We start from the raw sequence: 12,327 nt of genomic DNA on the forward strand, positions 1-12,327 counted from the left end.
CGCTCACGGCAGCACCCCGTCCGCCAGGGCCTGGATGAACCCCGGTTCGGTCTGCCGGAACGCGGGCTCGACATGCGGGAACGGTGGCTGCCGGTAGTGCCGTCCCATCGAGTCCACACCGACGAAGCCGTACTCCAGCCGTCTCCCCTGCGGGGCGTCGGAGAACACCTCAGCCGTGACCTCGCCTCCGCTGGAGCGCATCCGCACGTCCCAGGAGGCGCGATATTGCCCGGTGATTACGTTCGGGCCGGGCCTGCCACTCGCGTTCCGCTGGATGCGGACCCGCAGCAGCATGGCGTGGTGCCGCGTGATCGTCCGGGTGCGGGTGCGGGTCGCCGGACCCATCCGGGCCAGCGCGGCGGCCAGCGCGATCGGATCACGGAACGCAGACGCGTCTGGGTGGGCGTTCGGGTGCGGGTTCGCTGAGGCCATCAGTCGATCACCTGGACCCGCACGATGCGCACCACGCTGTAGGTGCCCACCGTTTCGTCGGAGACGCGGAACCTCCGGCCCACCAACTGCGGGTCACGGGGACCTCCGGGGCGCGCGGAACCGGCCATACGGATCACGTCGTCGCGCCGCAGCACCGGGGCGTCGACGGGCAACACGGCCTGATAGTCGGTGGTCGGCGACTCAACGGCGACAGACCCGCCGACGGGCTGGGTGATGGCCGGGCGGCCGATTGGCATCACCGCACCGAGCCCGTCCCAGACCAGTTCCTCGTCCGGTGCAGGCGGCACAAGCCGACCCGTGCTCTCGTCCAGCACGTCATCTGTGCGGCCCGCGCTATCCCGCCACGCCTCCAGCTTGTCGTCCAGAATGCGGCCGACAACCCGACGCGCGCCCTCCACGTCAAAGGCCACGAGCCCACTCCACGAGCTGCATGAGCATCGCCTGCGTCAGGGAGTGCGGATCGGTGCCGAGGTCGGGCCTGGCCAGCGCGGACCGTTCCAGCTCCTCGGCATCGATCGCCGACAGGAAGACTGCGGCAGCCGGGCCCGGGTCAGGCATGTCCGCAACGGAGACACGGGTAAGGCCCTCGAAGGTCGACTCGGCGTAGTCCCCCGGGTACAGGACGACCTGGGGCGGCTCCCCCTCTCGGTGGATGACCGTGTAGCCGCTCAGGCCCCCCGGGTCCACGCGCTGCCCATCTATCTCGATCGCAGCCTTCGCGCCGCGAGCGGTGATCCGCACGCTGTGCAAGGTCTCGTCGCTGTCGTGATCCATTCAACCGACATTAGAAGAGCTGTCGGACAGCCTGTCAGTACGATGCTCACGCGTTCCGGCAAGTGGACAGGGAGGCCCCCATGGGTGCAGGCACACCGTGGTGGTACTGCATGCCACCAGGCCACTTGGGATCACCGTCACCTGCACCGTTGCCATCGTGATCATCATCAGCACGCCCGACATCGCAACAGGCGGCACCGTCGCCGCCATACTCGCGGGCGGCTGCGCCGGCCTCCTCACACAGTTTGTTCAGGGCGCGGCGCAGGCCCGCTACGACGAGCGTTCACGACAGGAGTGACGCCCGCCTACAGATGAGCGGGATCACCTCTCCCCGCCAGTTCCCCCAGGCGTCCCGAGCGCGTGTGCTCCGCGAAGAGCAGGACTCCGAGCGCCCCGCCAGCCAGCGTGATGGAGCCGTCGGTAGCGGCGGCCACTGCGTCTTGCAGGTCCCACCACTCCACAGTCATGCCGCTCTCGTTGCTGCTGAGCTTCTGCTCGCCGGGGGTGAGATCCATCGCCGCGAACAGGTGAAGACGTACGGTCGAGCGGTTCAGCAGGCGTGTCACGGTGAGGGGGGTGAGCTGCTGCGCGATCACGCCTGCCTCTTCCTCCAGTTCGCGTCGGGCTGCCTCCTGCGGGTCTTCTCCCGGCTCGATCGTTCCGCCGGGGAGGTTGAGGGTGTCGCCGTGCAGGTAATGCCAGACGCGGACGAGTGCGATCTTGCCGTCTCCACGCTGGGCAACGACAGCCGCGCCGTGCCCGATTTCTTGGTACTCGAACACGGTCCTGCTGCCGTCGGGCCGCGTGACGTCGTCCCGTCTGATGCAGAAGTCCTGGGTACGCACGGGCTCCAGGTGGCCATGGCGGGTCCAGCCGCCTCCGGGTTGGTGGGTCACTTCACTCCTTGGGTAGGGCGAGGTGCATGGGCTTGGTCGGGTGATCAGCGGTCCTTGGCCAGGGCGAGGAGTTCTGCGAAAAGCCCACCGCTGTTGGCGAGTTCCTCGTATCGGCCCTCTTCGGTGATCCGGCCGTTTTGCATGACGATGATCCGGTCGGCGATCTTGGTGTTTTCGAGTTGATGAGTGACCACCACTGTGATGCGGTCGGCGGCGATGCTCTTGATCTCCTCGAAGATGTCGTGTTCGCCTCGCGGGTCCATCTGCGAGGTTGGCTCGTCCAGGATCAACAGTGGTGAGCGTCGGTACAGCGCACGGGAGCAGGCCAACCTCTGCCACTGCCCTCCGGAGAGTTCGGAGCCACCGAAGAACTCTCGGGCGAGGAGTGTGTCCAGTTCCTTGGGCAGCTCTTCGATCGCGGTGCGCATGCCGACGGCGTCGATGGCCTCCCACACTGGGTCGTCGTTGAAGGTGCGGGGCTGTCCGAGCGTTACGTTCTCCCGCGCGCGCAGGGGCCACTGAGCGAAGATCTGCGGGACCAGGCCGGTGTGCGCCCACACACTGCTCGGGTCAGCGGATGCCAGGTCGACTCCATCCCAGGCCACGCGGCCTTTGTCGGGTAGGAGGATTCCGGTGATCAGTCGGCTGAGGGTGGACTTTCCGGAGCCGTTCTCGCCGACGATCGCCAGGATCTCGCCTCGGCGCAGGGTGAGGGAGACGTGGTCGACGGCCGGCCGCTCCTTCCCGGGATAGCAGTAGACCGCTTCCTCCAGTCGGATCTCTTCGACCGGTGCGGAGATTTTCACCTTCCCGCGCTTGGGGGCACGCTCGGCGGCGAGGTCGAGGAAGGAGCGCATGTCGGCGAGGTACAGGGAGGTGTGGAACAGCGCGGCGCCGTTGATGACGAGCTGGGACAAGGCGGCCAGGGAGGTCTGGACTGCGACGACAGCGGTGGCTGCAATGGCCAGGTCGAGGCGTCCTGTGGCGGCAAGCCAGGCGAGGGTGGCCCAGGTGGCCAGGAGGAAAATGCCGCCGAGTGCCGAGGTGGCCAGCACGATGCGCAGCATGCGGGGAGCAGCAGTAAGGGTGCGCTGGTCGATGCGTTTGGACAGAGTGCGGTACCAGTACGCGATGTAGTCGGTCATGCCGTTGGCGCGGACTTCGTCCCCGTGCCGGGAGGTGGTGGCCCACCAGCGCATCATGCCTCGGACGTTGCGGTCGCCGACGTTGGCGTAGTGCGTCTCGTAGTCGACTCGGGCAGAGAGCACGGCCCCGAGGCCGGCGGGCACGACAGCCAGGAGTAGCAGCGGCAGCATCAGGGGGTGCAGCGTCGCGAGGACTCCGCTGGCGGCGATCATGCGGACGAAGGCGGCGGTGAACCGCTGCGCGTCCTTGACCATCATCGTGGTGCGCGAGACACCGACTTCAGCGGCTTCCTGCCGGTTGGCGAACCCGTCTTCGCTGTAGGCGGAGGCTTCCACGCGGCAGACCGCTTCGACCAAGGAGGTGTCGGCCGCGGTGATCAGGCCGGGGCTGATTCGGCCGTCGCAGTAGGAGGACAGCGCACTGGAGATTCGGCCAACGACGACCGCTGCCGTGATGACCAGGAGGGTGGGGAGGGCGGCGTGCAGCCGTTCGGACACGGGCTCGTCGCCGACGAGGTGCCGCATGGCCTTTGCCGTAGATGCCAGAACTACGGCGGCGGCGAGACCGGTGAGCACTTGGCACGCCAGGAGCAGGATGACGGCCAGCCGGTCGATGGCCCAGGCCATCTGTGCGGTCTGCCGCAACACGCTGGGCAGCCGGGCGCACATGGCCGTGAAGGTGGCCTCTCCCAGCGGGTTCCTCCCGTAGTTGCTCTCGAACGAGATGGTCGCTGGGGGTGGTGGAGGGGGCGTCTGCGAGGCTTCGATCGGGGTGTCAGTGGCAGTCAACTGCGTCCCTCCTGTGCGGTTGTTGCGGCACCTGGGCGGTGTCGCGGTGCCAGGCTCAACGAGGCTGCGAGCGAATCGAACGTGCTCGATTTCGGACGACGCACAGGCCTGGAATCTGGGGGCGTCGAACGCGTGGTCGTGGTGACGTACGGCTTTCAGAGCGACCGAAGTTGGCCGAATCGCCGACACCTGTGGCGGTTGTGACTTTTGAGGTTTCCTGACTGAGGGGCGACCGTGTTCCGTCGCCCTACGGCGTGATGGCCAACGTGAGGGCCACGGCAGCGTGTCGGTCAGTCCCCGGCCATCGCCGAGCTGGATGCACGAGCTGACGCCTGTCTGGCCCCCGTAGATTGACGGCGTCACGACGAGGATCAAGGGGAAAGCACATGACTCAGTCGCTGGAGATCAAGCCCATCGGCATCGTGGTTGGAGGGCGTACCGAAGCCACCGACGACCACTGGAGCGGGAGCGCGATCATCCGACTGAACAGCGACTTCCCACTCGAGGTGGTACGTGGCCTTGGGGAGTTCTCCCACCTGCTGGTCGTCTGGCACTTCCACAAGACGTCTCCCAGCGATGTCGCCCTGCATGCACGCAGCCCTCGTAACAACCCGCGGTGGCCGGCCACCGGCACGTTCGTGCACCGAAACCATCGTCGCCCGAACCAGCTCGCGCAGTCCTTCCCACGCCTCCTCAACGTCGACGGCCTGGACCTGCACGTCACCGACCTCGACGCTATCGACGGCACCCCCGTCTACGACCTGGGGCCATACTTCGCGGAAATGGGTCCCCGTGGCGAAGTCCGGGAGCCGAAGTGGCCAGCCGAGATGCTGTCGGACTACTGGGGCCAGGCGCAAGACTGAGCCAGCGCGCGCTTCAGCGCGGGAACATGCCACCTTCAGCACCCTTTCGTGCAACCCCTTGGCTGCTCCGCGGTTCCGGAGACCGCCTGCGGGTGGCCGGGGCAAGAGCTGCCGGTCACGAGCCAGTGCCACGCATCGATCACGGTCGGCCTCCAGTGGAGGAGCGGAGCACATCTTCGAGATCCTCAAAGCGGTCCAGGAGTCGGCGGATGCTGGTCTGCCGCTCGTGCCAGTGCCGCTGCAAGTCCGCTTCCGCTTCCGCAGGCAGGCCGTACTCGGATGTCACAGCGCCGAAGAAGCTGAACAGCATGTAGAGCAGCGCAACACGTACGCACGCCACCACGTCGGCCAGCGGCAGAGTGGGGTTCTCGGATCGGTAGGCCTGAATCATCACCAGAGCGCAATCAGCCCACTGGTCGCTGGTGGCGACCGTGCGGGGATCGAAGGCAGCGCGTCCCAGCTCCCAGGCCGGAATCGCCCTCGCTCCGCGGAAGTCGATGACGCCGGTGACGACATCGGCGAGGACGAGCATGTTGGTGCGGGTGAAGTCGGCGTGTACGGCCTGCTCCACGAACTCCTCGGGAAGCCCCGCTCGCAGACCGCCCACGTGTGCGCGCAAGTCATCGCACCTCTGGTTCAGTTCGTGGCTCAGAAGCACCACGTCCGGGTGTTGCTGCCGCTTAGCGGCCGCCAGCACTGCGCCGGCTTCGACCATGGCGTCTTCGACCGAACCGGTTCGCCACCGTGTGTGCTGCCGGAGCCGGGGCAGCGGATAGGCGGCCAGAACTCGATGCATACGTCCCAGCACCATGCCGATGTGCTCCGCACGCGCCACGCCCATCGCCGAGGTGGTCACCCGGCCGGGATGTTCGTCGACCACGGCCCAGGCACTCCCTTCGGTCAAGGCAACCAGATTGCCGTGGCGGTCGGGCCAGACACGTGGCACGGGAAGATCGGCCGCCCGGCAGAACTCAGACATGTCCCACGCCGATCTAGCCGCGTCCAAGTCAGCTGTCGGTTCGTACTCCTTCACGAACAATCTGCGACCATCGGTAGTCAGGACCCGCCGGTTGATGGTGTCCGTGCCCATCGGCACACGCTCCACCGCCTCGGCGGTAACCCCGTATTGCTCTGCCAATACGTCGGCCGCCAGTTCATCCCAGCCCGCGTCGTCCATGCCCCTCACCGGCTTCCGTGTGAGGAGGGGCAGCGAGCGGTGGTGATCGCGTCGGGGATACTCGGCTTGGGCGGACGCTGTACTTGGCGTGGAGATGCCACAGCATGGTGTACGTCTCGTCGATTTCGCGCCGATACGGCCTGTGTCCGAGATGACGTCCGCCGAACCATCGGCACCCGTCGGAGCCTTCGATCTGCCACGCAGCAGGCCGTCCTTCGCCAGCCGATGAAGGGGCGGCGACGATGCGGAAGCTGTTGGTCACCGACGTCGCCAAAGCGGCGGACCGTTTCGGGCATGTCGGTCACTGCGGCACATCCTCCCGTTCATGGAACCTACCCGTGGCACCCAGCGTGATCACGAGACCACGCGGGGTGCTCCCCTATGGGTGTGCAGCTTGCCAGCCGCCACTGACGACGCGGCCCAGGTGATCTTCTTGACGAGACGACACCGTCACGTTGCGAGTGTTCTGAGCGTCGCGCGTTCTTGCTGGCTGGGATCCAAGGGTGTGACGGAAAGCCCGCGTTGGCACATCCCCCTGGTGATATCACTGAGGTGATTGCGCCCACGAAGATCACTGACCAGGATCTCGGTGCCCTGATGGGAGGTGGCAGTGGCACACGAGGACGATCGCCGGTGCACCCGTTGCGGCAACCCCCTGAGCCGGTACAACACTGACGAGCGATGCGCCGCGTGTACCCGAGCTGCGGGCAACGAGGTCGCCGCAGCGCCGAGCGTTCCGGATCACGTGTGGCAGAACCCGGCGGTGACTGCAGCTCTGGCCGACTGGGACTTCGGCACCGCCTTCCGCCTGATCCGCCAGATTGCGTCACTCCGCCAGGAAGACATGTCGGCAGTCACCGGCCTGAGTCAGTCGTTCCTGTCCACGCTCGAATCCGGGACGCGGCGATTGGTCAACATCGACAAGATCATCCCCGTCCTTGAGCGACTGGGCGTCCCCCCGCATGTTGCACCACTTCCCGTCCCGGACTCTGCTGCCCAGCATCAGCCGCAGGCTTCCGGCGCACAGTCCACGCTGTTACCCACCCCTGAGTGGGAGAGCCCTCTCGACATCGCGAAGAGACTGAACGCCACCACCTCGTCAAACATCGATCCCACGACCGTCGCGGTCCTGGAGCAAGGCGTGGCGGACCTCGTCGCCCGCTATGAGGCCGAAGGGCCGCACCGCCTCGCCCCCGAAGCCGTCGATCTACGAAACTTCATTCAGGACCGACTGGAGGGTCGGCAGCCACCTCGCCAGCGCGAAGCCCTGTTCCGTCTCGCAGCTCAAGCCTCAGGACTGCTCGGCTACATGGCCGTCAATGCCGGCCGTGAAACCGTGGCGGAGGCGTACTGCAAGGAAGCAGAGGCACTGGCGAAGGAGATCGCAGACCGTGAACTGATCATGTGGATCCAAGGCACGCGATCACTGAACGCCTACTACGCAGGCCACTACGACCAGGCCGTCCAGTGGGCAGATGCGGGCCTCCAGGTCAACCCAAACCATCCGCAAGCCATCCGACTCCAGTCGAATGGACGCGCGCGAGCTCTGGGTAAGCTCGGCGACCGCCCCGGCGCGGAACGCGCGATCGCCGCCGCTGAAGAACTGAGCAGCCAGCATCTTGTACCGGCAGGGCTGACCTCGTGTATCTCCTTCGAGCCATACGGCATGGCTCGCACACTGGCCAACGCCGCGACAGTCCATGTCTCGCTCGCCAACGCCCCACGGGTTCTTACCTACGCCGATCAGATCGACGAACTCGTCGAGCAATCCGACTCCGCCTGGAGCCAGGCCCTGGTCCGCCTGGACGTCGCCACCGCTCTCCTGGCCGGCCCGCGCCCCGACGTCGAGCACGCGATGGTTCTCGGCCGCCAGGTTCTCGAAGCCGGGGGTGGTCCGCCCATCCGCTCCGTGGTCCAACGTGCCGGTGAACTCTACGCTGGAGCCAGCAGATGGCAGGATCTGCCGGCCGTACGGGAATACAACGACGCCCTGCGCTCATGGCAATCCGCCCCGCAAACGAGGGACCTGGCGAAGTCTGCCAAAATGACACGCCCGATGGAGCAGACGAGAAGGGCCGCGGATGCAGCTCACAGCCGACCCGGGCGCATTTCCTCCCACTCCACCACCCAGCACAACTGACGCGACCGTGATCGCGAAGCACGACTGGGCCGCCTTCGATGCCGTCGAGGAGATGAACGACCACTGGGACCGGCCCGGCTGGACGTCCTCGACCCGCGCCTATTACTGGATGCTCACCTTCCCAGACGCGACCCCGCTAATCGACCACGCAGGCCATTGCCAGAAGGAGCTGCGCCACCTCGCCTTCGACGACATTGATGCGGACGGCCTGCACCTGACCCTGGGACGTATCGGCCGCGTCGATGAGATCGACTCCGGACATCTGGACCGCCTGGTCGCCAAGGCGCAAGAACGCAGACCAGAGAGTTTCACGCTCCGGGCGGTGCCGCTCACTGCATCCCGCGGCGCGATCCGGTACAGCGTTGCCCCTTGGGACCCCGTCCTTCATCTGCATGAGGCTCTATTCGCAGCCGACGCCGAGTCGGGGATTCCGCAGCGCAAGCCGACATCGCTTCTTCGCCCGCACCTGGGCATCGCCTACTGCAACCGCCCCGTATCCGCCGACATCGTGCGAGACGCCATACGGCCCCTCCGGGAACTCGATGCGGTGGATGTAGCGGTGCAGAAGGTTCGGCTGGTCGAACTGCGTCGTGAAGGGCAGGCCTACCGCTGGCAGGTCATCCACTCGCTGGAATTGCGCTGAGTTCAGGCATCCCTTCGGTTCCGTGCGTACAGGAGACGGGTCTGTTGCGCGGGCTCGTGTGGATGCTGGAGGACTGGCGTCCTCCAGCATCCACACGAGCCATATCAGGAGAACGAGAAACGGAGTCCGGTCGCCCGCGGGGCCAGTCCGAGCGAGCATCGGCTCATCGGACCAGGTGGTGGGCTATGGATCTACCTGCAATCGCGCGTGCGGTCCTGTCACGTCGTTCGTACGCCGCCGATCTTGGTGTGTGTCATCGCGTAGCCCTCTCTGACGCTGGGCTGAGCGGTGTGGCGTTCCGTGGGTGGTGGGGGTTGAGGAACCACTTACGGGCGGAAACGAGCCACCAGGTTCCCGCGAAGGCGAGGACCACGCCGACGGCGAGGGGCGCGTAGTTGAACGTCTCGACAGTCACAGGGCGAGACGGGGGCAGCATGAACAGGACTGTGATCAGAGCCACCCACATCACTGCGATCAGACCGACGGGCTTGGACCAGCGGCCCAGGTGCCAGGGACCTCGTCGGAAGTCGTCTCCTTGGCGAAGGCGCAGAAGGGTTGGGACGACGTAGGCGATGTAGAGGCCGATCGTTGCGATGGAGGTGACGGCGGCGTACGCGGTGGTGTTGAACAGGTAGGGCAAGCCGAGGACGAACGCAGAACCGGCAGCGAGCCAGACGGCATTGGTTGGGGTGCGGGTTCCCGGGTGCAGCTTGTGCCACACGGTCGAGAACGGGAGTGCGCCGTCGCGGGAGAAGGCGTAGATCATGCGGGAGTTCGCGGTCACGGAGGCCATGCCACAGAAGAGCTGAGCACCGATGACGATGAGAAGCATCAGCTTGCCGGTGCTCGCGCCGAGCGCGTCCATGAAGATCTGCGCCGGCGGCACGCCCGTCTGTGATTCGAGAGCGCCGGTGTAGGACTGGATGGCGAAGGTCAAGCCGAAGAGGAGGGCGAGCCCGGCGGCCCAGGAGACGAGGATGGATCGGACGATGCCCTTCGGCCCTTCCACGGAGGCGTTCTTCGTTTCCTCGGTCATGTGGGCGGACGCGTCGTAGCCGGTGAAGGTGTACTGGGCCATGAGCAAGCCGATGAGGGCGACGTAGACCGTGGAGCCCCAGCCGGTGTTGTTTACGAACTCGGTGAGCACAGACCCGGGCGACTGGTGCTTGGCGGGAACGGCCAACAGCGCGCCGACGATCACCACGACGCCGATCAGATGCCACCACACGGAGACGGTGTTGAAGAAGCCCACGACGCGTACCCGGAAGGTGTTCACGACGGCGTGCAGCAGGAGGATGAGACCGAAGAGAGTGATGGTGTGACCGGGGGTCGCGGCATACTCGAACTGAAGGTTCAGGTACGCGTTGAGGAACGATGCGGCGCCGAAGTCGATGCCTGCGGTGACGGCGACCTGGCCGAGGGTGTTGAACCAGCCGGTGAACCAGGCCCAGGCTGGAGCGGAGGTGCGCGGAGCGAGTTTGTGGGCCCAGAAGTAGAGGCCGGCGGAGGTCGGGTAGGAGGAGCAGACCTCGGCCATGGCCAGGCCGACAAAGAGCGTCATCAGGCCGACGAGCACCCATCCCCACATGATCAGAGCGGGCCCGCCCGTGTTCATGCCGAAGCCGTACATGGTCAGGCAGCCGGACAAGATGCTGATGATCGTGAACGAAACGGCGAAGTTCTGGCGCCCCGACATGGAGCGGTCCAGAGTCTGGGTGATGCCGAGTTCGGCGAGGCGATCCTCTTCTGATGGTGTGACGCTCGGTATGTCCAAGGGCATGACGAGACCTACTTTCGTTCGTCGTAACTGGTAATTGGTAGGGCATATTGGAGTGTCGCCAGATGGAAAGCGCCCTTACGCTGCAGACGCCTTGACCGCCCAGGTGCGATGGCGGGCAAACAGCGTCGGCGCGTCCCCGCAGTAGCTCCAGGGAACGTCAGTGGCGTACGGGCCGATGGCGTCAAATACCTCTGCGGCTTCCCTGTGCTGGTTCGCGAAGGACAAGGCATGGGCGAGGAAGTTGGCGTCCTCATAAAAGGCAGCGTGCGGGCTGCCAGGGGCCCGATACGTCCACCAGTTCTCCCACGTTTGCCGAGTCGAAGGGTTGTCAGTCCACGGATGAACCGTCAGCCCGTACCGGTGCCCCTCCCTCTCCATCCGTACCCGGTGTGACTCGGCGAGAGCGACCAAAGGGAGAGTGTGGAGCGGAAGCCCACGGGGAATGTGAGCGCATCGCTCTTGTGCCCAGTGGAACACTTCGCCCCCTACGCCATGCCAGGCGGGGAACATATAGGTGAGGAGTTCGTGGTGTGCCTCTCTGTTCCATGGGTCGCGCTCCACCACCTGTTTCCACACCGTCTTTACTGTCGCCCGCCATTGCCGGTCACAGCTTGGGGAGTGGTAGCGGAGGAGAGCGAGCATGACGACGTACGGTGTCGGATCAGCTGGCAGGGCCTCGCACGCGGCATCGCATACTTCCCACGCTTGAGCCATCGCCATGTTGTTGCCCCCGCCTCGCGGGCCGGCCATCGACCGCAGGGCTTGGACGGTCGCCAGGAGCGCCAAGGCGTGGGGGGAGCGTGGTTCTGCCTGCGCCCAGGTATCGGCGAACGTCAACCGCACCCCAGCGCGGGCGAGGACCTGGAGGCGGAAGATGCGTCGGTCCCAGTCCGCAGCGGTCGCAGCCAGCAGCTCCCGGGCCCCTTCCCACCGGCCCATCGCAGCATCATCCAGCACCGCCCGCAGCGGGAAGTCATCACGAGCCGGATGCCGGTCGAAAGCCGGTATATGTCTCATGGCTATCCCACCACGGTCGCTTCAGACGAGTGGGACATCTGCTCGCCGCGCTCCATGGCGGCGTCCATTAACACCTTTTAGCCTCCGGAATGCGTCCGCCGCAGCGAAATCGCGACATAGGAGAACGAGTGATTATGCACAGCGGCCGAACGGTCAAGTCGGAAGAAACAGACGACTTGCCGCCCTGTCGGCGGTTGGACACACCGCTAGAACTTGATCCCGCCGATCATTTCAATCACGCGCGACGTGGCTCCAGAGATCGTGGGCGCGATAGAGGAGCCGGCCAGATAGAAGCCCAGAAGGATGCAGACGATCGCGTGCCCTGCGTTGAGCCCGCCTTTCTTGATGAGCAGGAAGGCGATGATGGCCAGCAGCACGACGGCGGAGATACTAACGGCCATAGGACGGCCCCCAGATATCATCCGGCGGCGAGCACGCCAGCACGCTGTGCGTCGCCTCGCGACCGCGGGTAGAAAGAAGCACACGATCTCCCGTACGTAGAGGCGCGCGTTGGTGTACGCCCTCGACCACGGGCCTCGCGCGATCGACGGCGGCTGACCCACAGGACTGTGCCGCCAAACTGGCTCTACGTACATTCCGCAGGTGATATCACTGAGGTGATATCCGTTCCAGAAAGGTCCGTTGAGGCC

The 12,327-nt window shown here is 65.8% G+C and carries 12 protein-coding genes; 4 read left to right on the top strand and 8 right to left on the bottom strand.

Annotated features, from left to right (window positions below):
- Positions 1-3: 3 nt before the first annotated feature.
- The 3 genes from ACH4UM_RS06505 to ACH4UM_RS06515 are packed head-to-tail and all read right to left on the bottom strand — an operon-like array spanning position 4 to position 1,227.
- Positions 4-432 (bottom strand): HK97 gp10 family phage protein, encoded by a 429-nt coding sequence (locus ACH4UM_RS06505; protein ID WP_398174461.1) that lies wholly within the window; start codon positions 430-432, stop codon positions 4-6.
- Complete coding sequence (locus tag ACH4UM_RS06510; RefSeq protein WP_398174464.1) at positions 432-863, bottom strand: DUF6093 family protein; 432 nt, start codon at positions 861-863, stop codon at positions 432-434. Before ACH4UM_RS06510 ends, ACH4UM_RS06505 begins: the two co-directional genes overlap by 1 nt.
- A complete protein-coding gene (locus ACH4UM_RS06515; RefSeq protein ID WP_398174467.1) occupies positions 853-1,227 on the bottom strand; it encodes a hypothetical protein in 375 nt (124 codons plus the stop codon). Before ACH4UM_RS06515 ends, ACH4UM_RS06510 begins: the two co-directional genes overlap by 11 nt.
- Before the next feature lie 157 nt (positions 1,228-1,384).
- Here ACH4UM_RS06515 and ACH4UM_RS06520 point away from each other — a divergent pair, with 157 nt between their 5' ends.
- Positions 1,385-1,525 carry a hypothetical protein gene (locus ACH4UM_RS06520; RefSeq protein WP_398174470.1) on the top strand — a complete coding sequence of 47 codons (141 nt, stop codon included), beginning with the start codon at positions 1,385-1,387 and terminating at the stop codon, positions 1,523-1,525.
- Positions 1,526-1,532: 7 nt separating this feature from the next.
- Here the strand turns inward: ACH4UM_RS06520 and ACH4UM_RS06525 are convergent, their stop codons facing one another.
- Positions 1,533-2,123, bottom strand: coding sequence for an NUDIX domain-containing protein (locus tag ACH4UM_RS06525; RefSeq protein WP_398174473.1), 591 nt, complete (start codon positions 2,121-2,123; stop codon positions 1,533-1,535).
- Positions 2,124-2,167: 44 nt separating this feature from the next.
- Positions 2,168-4,057, bottom strand: a complete 1,890-nt coding sequence (locus ACH4UM_RS06530) for an ATP-binding cassette domain-containing protein (RefSeq protein WP_398174476.1) — start codon at positions 4,055-4,057, stop codon at positions 2,168-2,170.
- A gap of 386 nt (positions 4,058-4,443) precedes the next feature.
- Between ACH4UM_RS06530 and ACH4UM_RS06535 the strand changes: the two genes are divergently transcribed.
- On the top strand, positions 4,444-4,920 hold the full coding sequence (locus ACH4UM_RS06535) for a TrmO family methyltransferase (RefSeq protein ID WP_398174479.1): 477 nt from the start codon (positions 4,444-4,446) through the stop codon (positions 4,918-4,920).
- Between the two features lie 139 nt (positions 4,921-5,059).
- On the opposite strand, the gene ACH4UM_RS06540 is transcribed toward ACH4UM_RS06535, so the two are convergent.
- Complete coding sequence (locus ACH4UM_RS06540) at positions 5,060-6,097, bottom strand: phosphotransferase enzyme family protein (protein ID WP_398174482.1); 1,038 nt, start codon at positions 6,095-6,097, stop codon at positions 5,060-5,062.
- A 763-nt stretch (positions 6,098-6,860) separates the two neighbouring features.
- On the opposite strand from ACH4UM_RS06540, the gene ACH4UM_RS06545 reads away from it, so the two are divergent.
- Together ACH4UM_RS06545 and ACH4UM_RS06550 are read left to right on the top strand one after the other, a co-directional pair.
- Positions 6,861-8,237, top strand: coding sequence for a helix-turn-helix domain-containing protein (locus ACH4UM_RS06545; protein WP_398174485.1), 1,377 nt, complete (start codon positions 6,861-6,863; stop codon positions 8,235-8,237).
- Between the two features lie 7 nt (positions 8,238-8,244).
- A complete protein-coding gene (locus tag ACH4UM_RS06550) occupies positions 8,245-8,880 on the top strand; it encodes a 2'-5' RNA ligase family protein (protein ID WP_398174488.1) in 636 nt (211 codons plus the stop codon).
- A 253-nt stretch (positions 8,881-9,133) separates the two neighbouring features.
- On the opposite strand, the gene ACH4UM_RS06555 is transcribed toward ACH4UM_RS06550, so the two are convergent.
- Both ACH4UM_RS06555 and ACH4UM_RS06560 read right to left on the bottom strand, forming a co-directional pair.
- On the bottom strand, positions 9,134-10,660 hold the full coding sequence (locus ACH4UM_RS06555; RefSeq protein WP_398174491.1) for an amino acid permease: 1,527 nt from the start codon (positions 10,658-10,660) through the stop codon (positions 9,134-9,136).
- Positions 10,661-11,883: 1,223 nt separating this feature from the next.
- On the bottom strand, positions 11,884-12,078 hold the full coding sequence (locus ACH4UM_RS06560) for a hypothetical protein (protein WP_398174494.1): 195 nt from the start codon (positions 12,076-12,078) through the stop codon (positions 11,884-11,886).
- Between the last annotated feature and the right edge of the window lie 249 nt (positions 12,079-12,327).

The organism is Streptomyces sp. NPDC020801, assembly GCF_044334385.1.
Lineage (GTDB): Bacteria > Actinomycetota > Actinomycetes > Streptomycetales > Streptomycetaceae > Streptomyces.

What these genes read in the sequence shown, in the direction of transcription:
- ACH4UM_RS06560 (WP_398174494.1), bottom strand. Translation starts at nt 12,078, where the DNA reads ATGGCCGTTAGTATCTCCGCCGTCGTGCTGCTGGCCATCATCGCCTTC.
- ACH4UM_RS06505 (WP_398174461.1), bottom strand. Translation starts at nt 432, where the DNA reads ATGGCCTCAGCGAACCCGCACCCGAACGCCCACCCAGACGCGTCTGCG.
- ACH4UM_RS06555 (WP_398174491.1), bottom strand. Translation starts at nt 10,660, where the DNA reads ATGCCCTTGGACATACCGAGCGTCACACCATCAGAAGAGGATCGCCTC.
- ACH4UM_RS06540 (WP_398174482.1), bottom strand. Translation starts at nt 6,097, where the DNA reads ATGGACGACGCGGGCTGGGATGAACTGGCGGCCGACGTATTGGCAGAG.
- ACH4UM_RS06535 (WP_398174479.1), top strand. Translation starts at nt 4,444, where the DNA reads ATGACTCAGTCGCTGGAGATCAAGCCCATCGGCATCGTGGTTGGAGGG.
- ACH4UM_RS06515 (WP_398174467.1), bottom strand. Translation starts at nt 1,227, where the DNA reads ATGGATCACGACAGCGACGAGACCTTGCACAGCGTGCGGATCACCGCT.